The organism is Mycobacterium sp. NTMscope_MAC_12 (genome assembly GCF_976985675.1).
On record NZ_CDRJYY010000001.1, the window covers coordinates 4,188,123 to 4,204,724 of the forward strand.

At 69.2% G+C, this 16,602-nt stretch carries 17 protein-coding genes; 4 read left to right on the forward strand and 13 right to left on the reverse strand.

All coding sequences use genetic code 11. The features are described 5' to 3' along the window. Positions 1-19: 19 nt before the first annotated feature. The 8 genes from mtrA to AC0KS4_RS19305 all read right to left on the reverse strand — a co-directional run bounded on the left by mtrA (position 20) and on the right by AC0KS4_RS19305 (position 7,006). A complete protein-coding gene (gene mtrA, locus AC0KS4_RS19270; protein ID WP_007168097.1) occupies positions 20-706 on the reverse strand; it encodes a two-component system response regulator MtrA in 687 nt (228 codons plus the stop codon). An 80-nt stretch (positions 707-786) separates the two neighbouring features. Continuing rightward, complete coding sequence (locus tag AC0KS4_RS19275) at positions 787-1,419, reverse strand: dTMP kinase (RefSeq protein WP_225328957.1); 633 nt, start codon at positions 1,417-1,419, stop codon at positions 787-789. Positions 1,420-1,511: 92 nt separating this feature from the next. Further along, positions 1,512-2,984 (reverse strand): adenosylhomocysteinase, encoded by a 1,473-nt coding sequence (gene ahcY, locus AC0KS4_RS19280; RefSeq protein ID WP_225328958.1) that lies wholly within the window; start codon positions 2,982-2,984, stop codon positions 1,512-1,514. Positions 2,985-3,104: 120 nt separating this feature from the next. Then, positions 3,105-3,701, reverse strand: coding sequence for a TetR family transcriptional regulator AlkX (gene alkX, locus AC0KS4_RS19285; RefSeq protein WP_225328986.1), 597 nt, complete (start codon positions 3,699-3,701; stop codon positions 3,105-3,107). Positions 3,702-3,778: 77 nt separating this feature from the next. Next, positions 3,779-3,964 carry a rubredoxin gene (locus tag AC0KS4_RS19290; protein WP_225328959.1) on the reverse strand — a complete coding sequence of 62 codons (186 nt, stop codon included), beginning with the start codon at positions 3,962-3,964 and terminating at the stop codon, positions 3,779-3,781. A gap of 10 nt (positions 3,965-3,974) precedes the next feature. Continuing rightward, a complete protein-coding gene (locus AC0KS4_RS19295; protein WP_225328960.1) occupies positions 3,975-4,145 on the reverse strand; it encodes a rubredoxin in 171 nt (56 codons plus the stop codon). Continuing rightward, entirely contained in the window at positions 4,142-5,389 is a 1,248-nt protein-coding gene (locus tag AC0KS4_RS19300; RefSeq protein ID WP_238956685.1) for an alkane 1-monooxygenase, read from the reverse strand. Before AC0KS4_RS19300 ends, AC0KS4_RS19295 begins: the two co-directional genes overlap by 4 nt. 99 nt (positions 5,390-5,488) lie before the next feature. Further along, entirely contained in the window at positions 5,489-7,006 is a 1,518-nt protein-coding gene (locus AC0KS4_RS19305; protein WP_225328962.1) for an amino acid permease, read from the reverse strand. A 63-nt stretch (positions 7,007-7,069) separates the two neighbouring features. On the opposite strand from AC0KS4_RS19305, the gene AC0KS4_RS19310 reads away from it, so the two are divergent. Further along, a complete protein-coding gene (locus AC0KS4_RS19310) occupies positions 7,070-8,551 on the forward strand; it encodes an FAD-dependent oxidoreductase (RefSeq protein ID WP_225328963.1) in 1,482 nt (493 codons plus the stop codon). A gap of 43 nt (positions 8,552-8,594) precedes the next feature. Here AC0KS4_RS19310 and manA read toward each other — a convergent pair whose 3' ends face one another. From manA to AC0KS4_RS19330, 4 genes are all read right to left on the reverse strand, one after another. Beyond that, a complete protein-coding gene (manA, locus tag AC0KS4_RS19315) occupies positions 8,595-9,821 on the reverse strand; it encodes a mannose-6-phosphate isomerase, class I (protein WP_225328964.1) in 1,227 nt (408 codons plus the stop codon). A gap of 8 nt (positions 9,822-9,829) precedes the next feature. Then, on the reverse strand, positions 9,830-10,933 hold the full coding sequence (locus AC0KS4_RS19320) for a TobH protein (protein WP_238956686.1): 1,104 nt from the start codon (positions 10,931-10,933) through the stop codon (positions 9,830-9,832). Next, positions 10,930-12,336: a phosphomannomutase/phosphoglucomutase gene (locus tag AC0KS4_RS19325; RefSeq protein ID WP_225328966.1), complete on the reverse strand. Its 1,407-nt coding sequence runs from the start codon at positions 12,334-12,336 to the stop codon at positions 10,930-10,932. The genes AC0KS4_RS19320 and AC0KS4_RS19325 overlap by 4 nt, the downstream gene beginning before the upstream one ends. Positions 12,337-12,428: 92 nt before the next feature. Next, on the reverse strand, positions 12,429-12,884 hold the full coding sequence (locus tag AC0KS4_RS19330) for a DUF3499 domain-containing protein (protein ID WP_225328967.1): 456 nt from the start codon (positions 12,882-12,884) through the stop codon (positions 12,429-12,431). Positions 12,885-13,072: 188 nt separating this feature from the next. On the opposite strand from AC0KS4_RS19330, the gene AC0KS4_RS19335 reads away from it, so the two are divergent. After that, positions 13,073-13,495, forward strand: coding sequence for a metallopeptidase family protein (locus AC0KS4_RS19335; RefSeq protein ID WP_225328968.1), 423 nt, complete (start codon positions 13,073-13,075; stop codon positions 13,493-13,495). 16 nt (positions 13,496-13,511) lie between these two features. On the opposite strand, the gene AC0KS4_RS19340 is transcribed toward AC0KS4_RS19335, so the two are convergent. Beyond that, complete coding sequence (locus AC0KS4_RS19340) at positions 13,512-13,850, reverse strand: WhiB family transcriptional regulator (RefSeq protein WP_255642085.1); 339 nt, start codon at positions 13,848-13,850, stop codon at positions 13,512-13,514. Between the two features lie 389 nt (positions 13,851-14,239). Between AC0KS4_RS19340 and cofD the strand changes: the two genes are divergently transcribed. After that, positions 14,240-15,241, forward strand: a complete 1,002-nt coding sequence (gene cofD / locus AC0KS4_RS19345) for a 2-phospho-L-lactate transferase (RefSeq protein WP_225328969.1) — start codon at positions 14,240-14,242, stop codon at positions 15,239-15,241. Next, the gene (locus tag AC0KS4_RS19350) at positions 15,238-16,596 is read left to right on the forward strand and encodes a coenzyme F420-0:L-glutamate ligase (RefSeq protein WP_225328970.1); all 1,359 of its coding nucleotides are present in this window, start codon (positions 15,238-15,240) and stop codon (positions 16,594-16,596) included. Before cofD ends, AC0KS4_RS19350 begins: the two co-directional genes overlap by 4 nt. Positions 16,597-16,602 lie beyond the last annotated feature (6 nt).

Consider the following 16,602-nt stretch of genomic DNA (forward strand, 5'->3'; position numbering starts at 1 on the left):
CGCTCTAGACGTGCGTGGGTCACGGAGGTCCGGCCTTGTAACCCACTCCTCGAACGGTCAACACCACGGTCGGGTTCTCAGGGTCTTTCTCGACCTTGGCCCGCAGACGCTGGACGTGCACATTCACCAGGCGGGTATCCGCCGGGTGACGATAGCCCCACACCTGTTCGAGCAGCACATCACGAGTAAACACCTGCCGCGGTTTGCGCGCCAACGCCACCAGCAGGTCGAACTCCAGCGGGGTCAGCGAGATCTGCTCGCCGTTGCGCGTGACCTTGTGCGCCGGCACGTCGATCTCGACGTCGGCGATGGACAGCATCTCGGCGGGCTCGTCGTCGTTGCGCCGCAGCCGCGCCCGCACGCGGGCCACCAGCTCCTTGGGCTTGAACGGCTTCATGATGTAGTCGTCGGCGCCCGACTCGAGGCCCAGGACCACGTCGACGGTGTCGGTCTTGGCGGTCAGCATCACGATCGGCACGCCCGAATCGGCGCGCAACACCCGGCACACGTCGATGCCGTTCATGCCGGGCAACATCAGGTCCAACAACACCAAATCGGGGCGCAGTTCGCGCACCGCAGTCAGGGCCTGGGTGCCGTCACCGATGACCGCGGTGTCGAAACCCTCCCCACGAAGCACGATGGTGAGCATCTCGGCTAGCGAAGCGTCGTCATCGACGACCAAAATCCTTTGCCTCATGGAGTCCATGGTGTCACCAGATCGGGACAAAACTGGGGCGCCACACGGGCGTTTCTTCTCCGATAAGGCCGAATCGTGACAAATTTGTGCTATCTGGCGATCAAACTGGCGGCCAAACCACCCGGATCGACGTCCTTGTCGACCACCCGCCAGGGGCCGCCCCACCCCGCGGCGGCCAGCCCGGCGTAGACGTCGCCGGTACGTTGCTGCAGCCCGTCGTCGCGTTCGTAGCTGTCGCGCGGGCGGCTCGGATCGGATGCGGCCCGGCTGCGCGCGCGCTCCCCGGCCAGTTCGGCCGACACCGCCAGCAGCACCTGCCAGTCGGGCGCGGGCAGACCCAGGCGCCGGTATTCGAGGCCGTGCACCCAGGCCACCGCCGGCCCGCCCGCGTCCTGATGCAGGCGCGCGGCGGTGTAGGCCGCATTCGAGGCGACGTAGCGATCCATGATCACCACGTCGTGGTCGCGGCGCAGCCCCTCGAGATGCTCGACCGCCGCGGCGCGATCGAGCGCGAACAGCGTCGCCATCGCGTAGACCGAGGACGCGAGGTCCCCGTGCTCGCCGTGTAGCGCCTCGGCCGCGATGTCCGCCGTCACCGATTGCCCGTAGCGCGGGAAGGCCAGCGTGGCCACCGACCGCCCGGCCGCTTCGAAAGCGGACAGCAACCCTTCGGTCAGCGTCCGCTTGCCGGCGCCGTCGACGCCTTCGATCGCGATCAGCACGGCGCGAGCCTATCGAGCCGCGAACGTGACACCACAGTCACAGTCGGCGCCGAGCGTGACTGTGGTGTCACGCTCGGCGGCGATCTGGTGGCTCAGTAGCGGTAGTGGTCGGCCTTGTACGGGCCGTCGACGTCGACGCCGATGTACTCGGCCTGTTCCTTGGTCAGCTTGGTCAGCTGGCCGCCGAGCGCCTCGACGTGGATGCGGGCCACCTTCTCGTCGAGGTGCTTGGGCAGCCGGTAGACCTCGTTGTCGTACTCGTCGTTCTTGGTCCACAGCTCGATCTGCGCGATGACCTGGTTGGAGAAGCTGTTGCTCATCACGAACGAGGGGTGGCCGGTGGCGTTGCCGAGGTTCAGCAGCCGGCCCTCGGAGAGCACGATGATCGACTTGCCGGTGTCCGGGAAGGTCCACAGGTCGACCTGCGGGCGGATGTTGGTCTTGGTGGCGCCGGACTTCTCCAGGCGGGCGATCTGGATCTCGTTGTCGAAGTGGCCGATGTTGCCCAGGATCGCCTTGTCCTTCATCGCCTTCATGTGCTCGAGGGTGATGATGTCCTTGTTGCCGGTGGTCGTGATGATGATGTCGGCCTCGCCGATCACGTCCTCCACCCGCTTGACGTCGAAGCCCTCCATCAGCGCCTGCAGGGCGTTGATCGGGTCGATCTCGGTGACGGTCACCCGCGCACCCTGGCCGGCCACGGACTCGGCGGAACCCTTACCGACGTCGCCGTAGCCGCAGATCAGGACCTTCTTGCCGCCGATGAGCACGTCGGTGCCGCGGTTGATGCCGTCGATCAGCGAGTGCCGGCAGCCGTACTTGTTGTCGAACTTGGATTTGGTGACCGAGTCGTTGACGTTGATCGCCGGGAACGCCAGGTCGCCGGCGGCGGCGAACTGGTAGAGCCGCAGCACGCCGGTGGTGGTCTCCTCGGAGACGCCCTTGATCGACGCGGCGATCTTGGTCCACTTGTCCTTGTCGGTCTCGAAGCGCTTGCGCAGCAGGTTCAAGAACACCCGGTGCTCGGTCGAGTCGTCTTCCTCGTCGGGCGGCACCACGCCGGCCTTCTCGTACTGCGCCCCGCGCAGCACGAGCATGGTGGCGTCGCCGCCGTCGTCGAGGATCATGTTCGCGGGCTCGTCGGGCCAGGTCAGCACCTGCTCGGCCGCCCACCAGTACTCCTCGAGCGTCTCGCCCTTCCACGCGTACACCGGGACGCCCTTGGGCTCCTCCGGGGTGCCGTGCGGGCCGACGACCACCGCGGCCGCGGCGTGGTCCTGGGTGGAGAAGATGTTGCAGGACGCCCAGCGGACCTCGGCGCCCAGCGCGACGAGGGTCTCGATCAGCACCGCGGTCTGCACGGTCATGTGCAGCGAGCCGGAGATGCGCGCACCCTTGAGCGGCTGGACGTCGTGGTACTCGCGGCGCAGCGACATCAGACCCGGCATCTCCTGCTCCGAGAGCTCGATGTCCCGGCGACCGTAATCCGCCAACGACAAATCGGCGACCTTGAAATCGATGCCGTTTCGAACCTCGGGGGTGAGTGCGTTTTCGGTCGTCGTCATAGCTTCTCTTCCTTTTTCCTGCCGTCTAGGGGCTCGCTCGGATCCAAGCGGTAATTAGCTTAGGTATGTTCTTGCGCCACTGTAGTCGTGCGCCCGCGCGCCGCACGGGCCAGGGAACGTTCAGGGGACGTTGATGACGCCGTGCCGCTCGGCGAAGGGAGTCATCAACCGCGCCAGATCGGCGGCCACGTCGTGGTCGGCCTCGGGTGGCATCGACACGTAGCTCAGCGCCAGCCGCACGATGGCACGCGCCAGGACACCGGCGTCCTCGTCGCTGGTGGCCACCCAGCTGTGCGTGAGCGCGGCGGTCAGCCGCTCGGAGGCCCGGGTGATGATCGGGGCGCTGTCGGTGGTGATGATCTGCAGCAGGTCCGGTTTGGCGACGCCGGTCAGCAGCGAGATCACCAGCGGATCGGCCGACAGCTCGGTGAACAGATCGCGGAACCCCTGCAGGAACGCGGCATAGATGTCGCCGACGTGGGCCTCTAGCGCGGCGTTGACGGCGTCGACCAGGCGGTCGGCCAGGCGCAGGCCGTATCCCTGCGCGAGCCCCTGCCGGGAGCCGAACTCGTTGTAGATGGTCTGCCGGCTGATGCCCGCGGCGCGGGCCACGTCGGAGAGGGTGATGGCCGACCAGTCCCGGGTCAGCAGCTCCTCCCGCATCGCGTCGAGCACCGAGTCGCGCAGCAGGGCGCGCGACGCCTCGGCGTACGGCATCCGCTTCACAGCCGCGACAATAGCGGCTCGCGGGCCGGAATCTGTTCTTTCGCGACGGGCAGCGGCGCCGATGGCGGTCACGAACGGGCGATCTCGACCATCTCGAAGTCCGTTTTCGCCGCGCCGCAATCCGGGCAGCTCCAGTCCTCCGGGATGTCGTCCCACCGGGTTCCCGGCGCGATGCCGTCCTCCGGCCAGCCCTTGGCCTCGTCGTATTCGAACCCGCACTGCACGCAGATGAAAAGCTTGTAGTCCTCGCTCATCGGTTCACTCCTATCGGGCTGTCGTGATTTCGAAATCGACCTTCTCGCGCACCGCGCAATCGGGGCAGCACCAGTCGTCGGGAATGTCGGCGAAGGGCGTTCCCGGCCGAAAGCCTTCCCGCGGAGCGCCTTTCGCCTCGTCGTAGGTGTAGTCGCAGCCGGGGCAGCGGTAGGCGGTCATGCCCGGGCCCCCTGGGCCCCGTAGCGCGCCAGCAGCTTCTCGCGCAGCCGCGGCTGCAGGTTGACCCTGGTGATGTCGCCGTCGTAGTGCGCCAGCACCCGGTGGTCCATCACCTTGCGCCACAGCGGCGGGAAGTAGGTGAGCGAGATCATCGACGCGTACCCGCTGGGCAGGTTGGGCGAGCCGTCCAGGCTGCGCAGCGTCTGGTAGCGCCGCGTCGGGTTGGCGTGGTGATCGCTGTGCCGCTGCAGGTGGTACAGGAACAGGTTGGTCACGACGTGGTCGGAGTTCCAGCTGTGCACGGGGGTGCACCGCTCGTAGCGGCCGCTCGAATTCTGTTGCCGCAGAAGGCCGTAGTGCTCGAGGTAGTTGACCGCCTCGAGCAGGCTGAAACCGAAGACGGCCTGGATGATCACGAACGGGATCAGCGCCGGCCCGAAGACCGCGATCAGGATCCCCCACAACACCACCGACATGGCCCAGGCGTTGAGCACGTCGTTGGACGGGTACGTCACGGGATTCCACGGGTTCTTGCCCGACCGGCGAATCCGCTGGGCTTCCAGCCGCAGTGACGAGCGCAGGCTCCCGAAGACGCTGCGCGGCAAGAACTCCCAGAATGTTTCCCCGAAGCGCGACGAGGCGGGGTCCTCCGGGGTGGCCACCCGCACGTGGTGGCCGCGGTTGTGCTCGATGTAGAAGTGGCCGTAGCAGGTCTGCGCCAGCGTGATCTTGGACAGCCAGCGCTCCAGCGCATCCTTTTTGTGGCCCATCTCGTGCGCGGTGTTGATGCCGACGCCCCCGAGCACCCCGACCGACAACGCCACGCCCAGTTTGCCGGCCCAGCCCAGCGGCCCGTCATACCCCAGCCAGCTCAGGTTCGAGGCGGTGAACAGGTAGGCGCCGAAGACCACGCTGAGGTACTGGAACGGGATGAACGCGTAGGTGCAGTAGCGGTAGTACTTGTCGTTCTCCAGCTGCTGCATCACCTCGTCGGGCGGGTTCTGGCCGTCGGGCCCGAAGCGCAGGTCCAGGATCGGCAGCAGGACGTAGACCAGGATCGGACCGATCCACAGCGGCACCTGCGCGGCGCCGTGCCAGCCGAGCCGGTTCAGCGCCCAGACGAGGGGCAGCATCGCGAACAGCGCCGTCGGGGCGATCAGCCCCATCAGCCACAGGCGGCGCTTCTTGTCCCGCCAGACGGGCGCGCCGGTTCCCTGCTCTACCTGCGGTTCGAGTGTCGTCATATGCCCAACCTCCTTGTGAGTCACACCACGTTGAGATTGGACAATACCGGCGTTTGCGTCTTGTGTCTAGACAAACGTCGTTGTTTTGTAAAGTCGTTGCTACGGCACCGGGCTGTGGGGGTCCGCCTCGAGCGTGTCGGCGGGCTCGGACGCGACGGCCTCGCGTTCGCCCTGCACCGAGTGCCGGTAGCCGTAGGCGATGTAGATCGCCGTGCCGACCACCAGCCAGACCCCGAACCGGACCCAGGTGAGCGCGGTGAGGTTGAGCATCAGCCACACGCAGGCAGCGATCGAGGCGATCGGCAGCACCGGCACCCACGGCGCCTTGAAGCCGCGCTCCAGGTCCGGCCTGGTCCGGCGCAGCACGATCACGCCGGCGGAGACCAGGACGAAGGCGAACAGCGTGCCGACGTTGACCATCTCCTCGAGCTTGGTGATGGGGAACACCGACGCGGTCACGGCCACCACGAGGGCGACCAGCACGGTGATCCGCACTGGGGTGCCCCGCGAACCGGTCTTCGCCAGCGAGCGCGGCAACAGCCCGTCGCGCGCCATCGCGAACAGCACCCGGCACTGGCCGAGCATCAGCACCATCACGACGGTGGTCAATCCCGCGAGCGCGCCGATCGAGATGATCTTGCTGGCCCAGTGAATGCCGTTGGCGGTGAACGCCGTCGCCAGGTTCGCCTGCCCGCGGCCGCGCACCGTCTTGAGTTCCGTGTAGGAAACCATGCCGGACAACACGATCGCGACCGCGACGTAGAGCAGGGTCACGATGCCCAGCGACGCCAGGATCCCCCTGGGGACGTCGCGCTGCGGATTCTTGGTCTCCTCGGCCATGGTGGCGACGATGTCGAAACCGATGAACGCGAAGAAGACGATGGACGCCCCCGCCAGCACGCCGTACCAGCCGTAGTGGCTGCTGTGCGCCCCGGTCAGCAACGACAACACCGACTGGTCGATGCCCTTGGCCTCGCTGCTGGCTTCCGGTTTGGGAACGAACGGCGAATAGTTCGCGCGCTTGATGTAGAAGACCCCGACCACCACGACGAACAGCACGACCGACACCTTGATGCCGGTGACCACCGCGGAGAACCTCGACGACAGCTTGGTGCCCAGCGCGATCAGCGTCGCCACCCCCGCGACGATCACCAGCGCGCCCCAGTCGACCTGGGCCGACCCGAATTCGACTGTGCCACCGGCGAACCCGAACACCGTGCCCAGGTAGCTCGACCAGCCCTTGGCCACCACGGCGGCGCCGATCGCCAATTCCAGCAGCAGGTTCCAGCCGATGATCCAGGCCAGGAACTCCCCGAAGGTCGCGTAGGAGAAGGTGTAGGCGCTACCGGCCACCGGCAGGGTGGAAGCGAACTCGGCGTAACACAACGCCGCCAGCGCGCAGGTGCCGGCCGCGATGACGAACGACAACCAGATGGATGGCCCCGTGATGTCGCCCGTCGTCGACGCGGTGACGGTGAAGATGCCGGCGCCGATCACCACCGCGACGCCGAAGACGACCAGGTCCCACCAGGTGAGGTCCTTGCGCAACTTGGTGTCCGGCTCGTCGGTGTCGGCGATCGATTGTTCCACCGACTTCGTGCGCCATCGATTGGCCATGCAACCGCCCTTTCCCAACGCTGGGAGCCATTGGTCCGACACAGTACTGGGTACTCCCCACGGATGCCGGACAGCAAAGCAAACACGCGGGCGCACGCGGTCGTGATCGGGGGGAGCATCGCCGGGCTGTGCGCCGCGCGGGTGCTGTCGGACACGTATGCGCGGGTGACGGTCTTCGAGCGCGACGAGTTGCCGGCCGTCCCGGCGAACCGGGCGACGGTGCCCCAGGACCGGCACCTGCACATGTTGATGGCGCGCGGGGCGATCGAATTCGAGAACCTCTTTCCCGGCCTGCTCGACGGCATGGTGGCCGCCGGCGTGCCCAAGCTGGAGAACCGGCCCGATTGCATCCACCTGGGCGCCGCGGGCCATGTCCTGGGCACCGGGCAAACCCTGCGCGACGAATTCACCGCCTATGTGCCCAGCCGGCCGCACCTGGAATGGCAGTTGCGCAGACGGGTTCAGCGCCTCGGCAACGTCATCATCGTGCGGCGCTCGGTGGCCGAACCGCGGTTCGACCGCACGCGGCAACGGGTGACCGGCGTGCTGGTGGATCCGGCCGATCCCGCCGACGGCGAGCCGGAATTCGTGCGCGCGGACCTCGTCGTCGACGCGGCGGGGCGGGGCACCCGGCTGCCGGTGTGGTTGACGCACTGGGGATTTGCGCGCCCCGTCGAGCAGGCCATCGACATCGGCATCAACTACGCCACCCAGCAGTTCCGCATCCCCGACGGGCTGATCGCGGAGAAGGTCGTGGTCGCCGGCGCCTCCCACGACCAATCCCTGGGGCTGGGCATGCTGTGCTACGAGGACGGCACCTGGGTCCTCACCACCTTCGGCGTGGCCGACGTCAAACCGCCGCGAACCTTCCCCGAGATGCTGGCGCTGGCCCAGCGACTGCTTCCCGCCCACTTCAACGCGGCGCTGGCACAGGCCGAGCCGCTGGGCGATCCGGCCTTCCACGCCTTCCCGGCCAGCCGCTGGCGCCGCTACGACAAAGTCGACCGCTTCCCAGGCGGCATCATCGCCTTCGGCGACGCGGTGGCCAGCTTCAACCCCACCTACGGCCAAGGCATGACGATGACCTCTTTGCAGGCCGGCCATCTGCGCCGCGCCCTGCAAGGCCCCGACGATCAACTGGCCGCGGCGCTCAATCGGGCCACCGCCAAGAGCACCTTCCCGGTGTGGATGATGAACGCCATCGGCGACATCACCTTCCACCACGCCGACACGTCGGGGCCGGTTCCCTGGTGGTGGCGGCCCTCCGGGGCGCTGTTCGACCAGTTCCTGGGCGCCGCCGAAACCGAACCCGTTCTGGCGGAATGGTTTTTGCGCCGGTTCTCGCTGCTGGACAGCCTCTATATGGTTCCGCCGCCGCGGATCATCGGCCGGGCCATCGCGCACAACGCCCGGCTGTGGCTGAGCGAGCGACGCGAGGCCGTCAGACGGCGGCGAGGCGATCGCAAGCGCGGCGGCGGCGACCGCACGCGCGGCCGCGGCGACCGCAAGCGCGGCGAAGCCGGGCGCTGCGGGTCGCCGCGCTAGGCACGAGCCGGGCGAAGCGGGTCGCCACCATCAGGGCCGGCCGTTACAGCCCTACCGTCGCCCTGAACAGCTTGCTCGGCTCGTGCGCGACCAGCCGGATCGGAGCGTCATCGGCCGCCACCCACGCGGCCATCCCCCGCTTCAGGGTCAGCGAGCCGGACTTGCCGTGCACCGTCGTGGAACCCTGGATGCACAACAGGATCTGGGGCCCGTCGTGGCTACACGTCGCATCCACCTCGTGGCCGACGTACTCGTCTTCGAGCTCCAGCAGCGCGACGGCGAACTCGTCGGTCGGCGTCTCATAGATCAGCCCGAAGCCCTCGCGGCGGATGTGCGGCCGCAACTGCTCCTCGCTGGTGGGCGCGAAGTCCAGCACCCGCAGCAGCTCGGGCACGTCGACGTGCTTGGGGGTCAGCCCACCCCGTAACACGTTGTCGGAGTTGGCCATCACCTCCACCGCGAAACCCCGCAGGTAGGTGTGCAGGTTGCCGGCCGACACGAAGATGGCCTCACCCGGGCCCAGGCTGACGCGGTTGAGCAGCAGCGCCGCCAGCACGCCGGCGTCGCCGGGATAGCGTTCGCCGAGCTCGAGCACCGTCTTGGCCTCGGCCGCGAATTCCGTTGCCCCCGAACTGAGGTACGCGATCGCGCCGTCCAGCACCGCGGACACCAGCACGTCGATGTCGGGCTGCGGCGCGGTGATCCACGTCGTGAACAGCGCGCGCAGACCGTCGGCGTCGGACTGGTCGTTGAGCAGGTCGATGAAGGGATCGAGGTCGGAAACCGCCAAAGCCCGCAGCAGCTCGATCGTGCGCGACGCCGGGCGGAATCCGGCGAGCGCCTCGAACGGGTGCAGCGCCACCAGCAACTCGGGCTTGTGCGAGGTGTCGCGATAGTTGCGCACCGGCGAGGTCAGCGGGATGCCGACCCGCTCCTCGCGCAGGTAACCCTCGGCCGCCTGCGCGGCGCTCGGGTGCGCCTGCAACGACAGCGGCTCGTCGGCGGCCAGCACCTTGACGAGGAAGGGCAGCACGTCCCCGAAGCGGGCCCGCGACCCCGGCCCGAGCTGACCCTCCGGGTCGGCGTCGAGCGCTTCGAGCAACGTGATCTCGCCGTTGTCGGTTTCCAGCCAGGCCGGGTCGCCCGGGTGGGCGCCGAACCAGAGCTCGGCCTCCGGATGCGCCGCCGGCACCGGACGTTCGGTGAACTCGGCGATGGCGGTACGCGAACCCCACGCGTACGTTCTCAAGGCCCCGCGAAGCAGTTCCACTGTTCTATCTATCCCCGCACCAGTCGCATGTAAACCGCGGCCATCTCCAGCCGGACGGCCAATACTGCCAGCTGTTGCTCGGCGCGGCCGGGACCCCCCAGCGCAGGCGAAACACCGGAGCCGGCAGAGCCGCCGGGTCCGTCGGGCACATCCTCGGCGGCGAGCAGGTAGACGTCGTCGAGCCCGGCGGTCCTGGCGGCCACCACCGTCTGCTCGTCGGCCAGGATGATCGCCAGCACCCGCAGCCGCGGCGGCAGCGGCCCGTCGAGCTCCTCGTCGTGGAACAAGGCGGCGTCGGGATCGGCGATCCCGCCACTCGAGGCCGCGGCGCGCAGGGCGACCACCGCGTCCGCCAGCCCGGTGGCCGGGGTCACCTGATTCGCGACGCGCAGCAGCACCGAGCTGCCGTGCCGCGCCAGCGCCAGCGTCGCGGCGCCGTCGCCGGCCAGCGCGACCTGGCGGTCGGCGATCCGCGCGGCCAGCAGCTTGGCTGGATTGGTGAACAGCTCGCGGCCGGCGCTGTTGCGCAGCGCCTCGGCGTCGAGCTCGTCGGCGAGCAACCCCAGGTCGATGCTGGGCCGCGGGTCGACGGCGTGCAGCACGGCAAGCCCGGCGGCCAGATACCGGCACAGCCCGAACTCGTCGCGAACCCACAGCCGGGGCGCCAGCACCGCCACGCGGCCTGCGGTGGAATCCCGCAGCGGGCCCTCATACGGCGCCACCACCACGACCCGCGCGCCGCGGCGCACCCCGGTCGCGGCGGCGGCGACCAGCGCGGGGTCGCCGGGATCGTCGCCCGCGACGATCAGCACGTCGAGCGGGCCCGCCCACGGGGGCGCCTCGGCGGCCAGCGTGAACGGCTGGGACGTCACCGAACCCAACGTCGCGGCCAGCATCGTCCCGGCGGTCTCGGCGGTGCCGCGGCCGGCCACCCAGATCACGCTGCGCGGACGGTCCTCGGCCCGCAGCGGGTCCAGCGCGCCCTCCTCGACCGCGGCGGCGACCGCGCGCACCTGCGCGCCGGCCGACGACGCGGCCCGCAGCAGGCCGTCGCGGTCGGCGGCCAGCAGGCCTTCGGTGTCTTCGAGATCGACCGCCCGGGTGGCGTTCACGGGGTGGCCCCGGCGCGCGACGTCTGCGCGGCGATTTCGGCGCTGATCTGGGCGACCATCGCGCCGACGTCCTCGGCGGTGCGGCCCTCCACATTGAGCCGCAGCAACGGCTCGGTGTTCGAGCTGCGCAGGTTGAACCAGTTGCCGTCGCCGAGGTCCACCGTCACGCCGTCCACGTGATCGAGGGAGTGGATGCGGGTGCCGAACGACCTCAGCACCGCCTCCGTGCACTGCGCGGCGTCGGCCACCGTGAAGTTGATCTCGCCGGACGATTCGTAACGCTGGTAGTCCGCGGTCAGCTCCGACAGCGGGCGGTCCTGCTCGCCGAGCGCGGCCAGCACGTACAGCGCCGCCAGCATCCCGGAGTCGGCGCCCCAGAAGTCGCGGAAGTAGTAGTGCGCCGAATGTTCGCCGCCGAAGATCGCGCCGGTGTCGGCCATCAGCGCCTTGATATAGGAGTGCCCCACCCGCGAGCGCAGCGGTGTGCCGCCGCGCTCGCTGACCAGTTCGGGCACCGCGCGCGAGGTGATCACGTTGTGGATGATCGTCGCGCCGATCTCGCGGCCCAGCTCGCGCGCGGCCACCAGGCTGGTCACGGTCGACGGCGACACGGGGTTGCCACCCTCGTCGACCACGAAGCAGCGGTCGGCGTCCCCGTCGAAGGCCAGCCCGATGTCGGCGCCGGTCTCGCGCACGAACGTCTGCAGGTCCACCAGGTTGGCGGGTTCGAGCGGGTTGGCCTCGTGATTGGGGAAGGAGCCGTCGAGCTCGAAGTACAACGGCAACAACGTGATCGAGCCGATCGGGCCGAGCACCGCGGGGGTGGTCAGACCGGCCATGCCGTTGCCGGCGTCGACGGCCACGCGCAGCGGGCGCAGCCCGGAGGTGTTCACCAGGGACCGCAGGTATTGCCCGTAGTCGGCCAGCACGTCGCGGTCGGTGACCGTTCCGGGCGGGCCGTCGTGGCCCGCGGAGCCCTCGACGCCGGCGATGACGTCGTCGGCGATGACGCGCAACCCGCTCTCGGCGCCCACGGGTTTGGCCCCCGCCCGGCACAGCTTGATTCCGTTGTAGGCGGCCGGGTTATGGCTCGCGGTGAACATCGCGCCCGGGCAGTCCAGCAGCCCGGAGGCGAAGTAGAGCTGATCGGTGGACGCCAAACCGATGCGCACCACGTCGAGACCCTGGCCGGTGACGCCGTCGGCGAACGCGGCGGCCAGGGTGGGCGAACTGTCGCGCATGTCGTGGCCGATCACGACTTGGCGGGCGCCCTCGGCGCGCATCAGGCGGGCGAAGGCCGCGCCCAGATCGGTAACCAGCGGCTGGTCGAGCTCTTCGCCGACTAGACCACGCACGTCGTAAGCCTTGACGACACGGTGGACAGTCGCGGCGGGCCGAGACATGCGGGACTCCTGACGACGTGAACTCTTGGCCGTCAGCCTATCGGGCGAAAGAGAACACGAGCCGCGGTGCGGGCGGATTGGCCAGGACCCGCCTAGTCGGCCGGGTCGGGCAACACGCGCAGATGCCCGCGGCGCCGCCCCGACCGATGCTCCGGCGGGGCGAGCACACTGCTGCTGGGCGCGGTGGCCTGGGAGCCGCCGTGGTGGATGTGCGGGTCCGCGAAGCCGTTCACGGGCGAGACGGTGCCGCCGTACGGCGCGCCGCGCTCCCCGGAACCACCTTCGCGGACCGCGTCGGCCAACGCGACAAGGTCGTCGTCGTCGGGGTGATTGGGCTCGGAAACAAGGGGACCGGCATGGCGCACCAGCTCCCATCCGCGGGGAGCGGTGATGCGGCCGGCGTGGTTGACGCACAAATCCCAAGAATGGGGTTCCCGAGCGGTCGCCAGCGGGCCGACGACTGCCGTCGAGTCCGAATAGACGAACGTTAGGGTCGCCACGGCATAGTGCGGGCACCCGGGCCGGCAACAGCGACGGGGAACGTTCACGTTCGAAAGGCTATCGTGCACAAACGCCGCCCAAGCGCCGGACACGCGCAACCGGACGGGCGCCGATGTGCAACCGTTACCATCGGCGCGTGGGCGATTCGCGCAGTTCCCCGCGAAGAGATCGGTTTTCGGACGGATCGGCTCCGCGCCGACCGGTCACCCATCGACTCTTCCGCAGGGGGCGCGAGATGCGCGGCCCGCTGCTGCCCCCCAGCGTGCCGGGGTGGCGCAGCCGCGCCGAGCGGTTCGACATGGCGGTGCTGGAGGCCTACGAACCCATCGAGCGGAACTGGCAGGACCGGCTGACCGAGCTCGACGTGGCGGTCGATGAGATTCCGCGGATCGCGGCCAAGGATCCCGAGAGCGTGCAGTGGCCACCCGAGGTGATCGCCGACGGACCGATCCCCCTGGCCAGGTTGATCCCGGCCGGTGTCGACATCCGCGGCAACTCCACGCGGGCGCGAATTGTGCTGTTCCGCAAGCCAATTGAGCGAAGGGCCAAGGACACAGTCGAACTCGGCGACTTGCTGCACGAGATCCTGGTGGCCCAGGTGGCCATCTATCTCGACGTTGAACCGTCGGTCATCGATCCGACGATCGACGACGAATAACTACGGTGCGCGGCGTTTAGATGATGCCGCGCTTGAGGCGGCGGCGCTCGCGTTCGGACAGACCGCCCCAGATGCCGAAGCGCTCGTCATGCTCGAGCGCGTACTCGAGGCACTCGTGGCGCACCTCGCAGCCCAGGCAGATCTTCTTGGCCTCGCGGGTGGACCCACCCTTTTCCGGGAAGAAGGCTTCGGGGTCGGTTTGGGCGCACAGCGCTCGGTCCTGCCATTGGTCGGCGACGGGCGCCGGCAACGGCTCGGGCTCGAATGCGACTGGCGCATCAGGAACCACGGTCAGGTGCGGCCGGGCGGGACGGTCCGGCGCCGAGTCGATCGGGGTGTGCGGCGTGCTCGCCATGGCGCCTCGAAAAGTTTCGTAAGACATACGGTCGTCCGCCTCCTCAGCTTGATTGGAGAGAGAGTGTTTGATTCCCACTGTTCTGATGTACAGACAATTCGAACAAGTGATCGAATCTCGGTCTGCGACACCGGAGTCGGCCGGCCAACCGGGAAATGACACTGATGTGATTAGACACGGGTTGATCTGCCGGGTCAAGCACTTCGGCGAATTTCCATACCATCTCGTGATCGAATTTCGGCGTTTCTGTTGCTTTGGGCCGTCGGCGTGTCGATCACATAGCCCCCAACTTCCCCACAAGTGGTGGGGAAGCCCAACTTTGAGGCAGCCCCGACGGGCCCGCCACCGCGCTGTCGACGGGCAGTACTGTCGTGCTGTGTGAGGCTCAAGTGAAGGTCACCGTTCTGGTCGGTGGGGTTGGCGGCGCCCGCTTCCTGCTGGGGGTTCAACAGTTGTTCGGACTGGGTCAATTTCACACGCTACGGCGCCCAGACACGGAAGCCGGCAGTCACGAGCTGACGGCGATCGTCAACGTTGGCGATGACGCCTGGATCCACGGACTGCGAGTCTGCCCCGATTTGGACACCTGCATGTACACCTTAGGTGGAGGTGTCGACCCGGAGCGAGGGTGGGGGCACCGCGACGAAACCTGGCACGCCAAAGAGGAATTGGCGCGCTACGGGGTGCAGCCGGACTGGTTCGGACTCGGCGACCGCGACTTGGGCACCCACCTGGTGCGCACCCAGATGATCAACGCCGGCTACCCGCTGTCACAGATCACCACGGCGCTGTGCGACCGCTGGCAACCGGGCGCGCGGCTGCTGCCGGTCACCGACGACCGCTGCGAGACGCACGTGGTGATAACCGATCCCGACGACGGCAGCCGGCGGGCCATCCACTTCCAGGAGTGGTGGGTGCGCTACCGCGCCCAGGTGCCCACCCACAGCTTCGCCTTCGTCGGCGCCGAAAAGGCAGCCGCCACAACCGAAGCCACGGCGGCCATCGCCGACGCCGACGTCATCCTGCTGGCCCCGTCGAACCCGGTGGTGAGCGTCGGCGCCATTCTGGCCGTCCCCGGCGTCCGCGGCGCGCTGCGCGCGGCGAAGGCCCCGGTCGTCGGCTACTCGCCGATCATCGGTGGAAAGCCGTTGCGCGGCATGGCCGATGCCTGCCTGTCGGTGATCGGCGTCGAGTCCACCGCCGAGGCCGTCGGCCGCCACTACGGCGCGCGTGGGGGCACCGGCATCCTGGATTGCTGGCTGGTGAGCGAAGGCGACTCAGCCGACATCGACGGCGTGGCGGTGCGCTCGGTGCCGCTGGTGATGACCGACCCCGGGGCGACCGCCGAGATGGTCCGCGCCGGGCTGGAGCTGGCGGGGGTGGCGCCGTGACCCACAACGCTCCACCCGGCGAGCACGGCACCGCCGCCGCGATCGAGATCCTGCCCGTCGCCGGTCTGCCCGAGTTCCGGCCCGGCGACGATCTAGGCGCGGCCGTCGCCGCCGGGGCACCCTGGCTGCGCGACGGCGACGTCGTGGTGGTCACCAGCAAGGCGGTGTCCAAATGCGAGGGCCGGCTGGTGCCGGCGCCCCGCGACCCGGAAGAGCGCGACCGGCTGCGGCGCAAGTTGGTCGACGACGAAGCCGTGCGCGTGCTGGCCCGCAAGGGCAAGACCTTGATCACCGAGAGCCGGATCGGGCTGGTCCAGGCCGCCGCGGGCGTGGACGGCTCCAACGTCGGGCGCGACGAGCTGGCGCTGCTGCCCGTCGACCCGGACGGCAGCGCCGCCACGCTGCGCGCCGCGCTGCGCGAGCGGCTCGGCGTCGAGGTCGCCGTCGTCATCACCGACACGATGGGCCGCGCCTGGCGCAACGGCCAGACCGACGCGGCGGTGGGCGCGGCGGGTCTGGCTGTGCTGCATGGCTATTCGGGGGCGCTCGACCAACACGGCAACGAGTTGCTGGTCACCGAGGTCGCGGTCGCCGACGAGATCGCCGCGGCCGCCGATCTGGTCAAGGGCAAATTGACCGCGATGCCGGTGGCGGTGGTGCGCGGACTGTCCGTGACCGACGACGGCTCGACGGCGCGGCGCCTGCTGCGGCCCGGCACCGAAGACCTGTTCTGGCTCGGCACCGCCGAGGCGATCGACCTGGGCCGCCGCGAAGCGCAGCTGCTGCGCCGATCGGTGCGCCGGTTCGGCGCCGAGCCCGTCCCGGCCGATCTGGTGGAGGCGGCCGTCGCCGAGGCCCTCACCGCCCCGGCCCCCCACCACACCCGCCCGGTGCGGTTCGCCTGGCTGCAAAACCGGGCCACGCGGGCCCGGCTGCTGGATCGGATGAAGGACAAGTGGCGCGCCGACCTCGCCGGCGACGGTAAGCCCGCCGACGCCATCGAGCGCCGGGTGGCGCGCGGCCAGATCCTCTACGACGCGCCCGAAGTCGTCATCCCGGTCCTGGTTCCCGACGGCGCGCATTCCTATCCCGACGCCGCCCGCACCGACGCCGAGCACACCATGTTCACCGTGGCCGTCGGGGCGGCCGTGCAGGCCCTGCTGGTCGCGCTGGCGGTGCGCGGGCTGGGCAGCTGCTGGATCGGGTCGACGATTTTCGCCGCCGACCTGGTGCGCGCCGAGCTCGAGCTGCCCGCCGACTGGGAGCCGTTGGGCGCCATCGCCATCGGCTACGCCGACGAGCCCGCCGGCCCGCGCGACGCCGGGGACCCCGGGGATCTGCTGATCCGCAAGTAATACTTG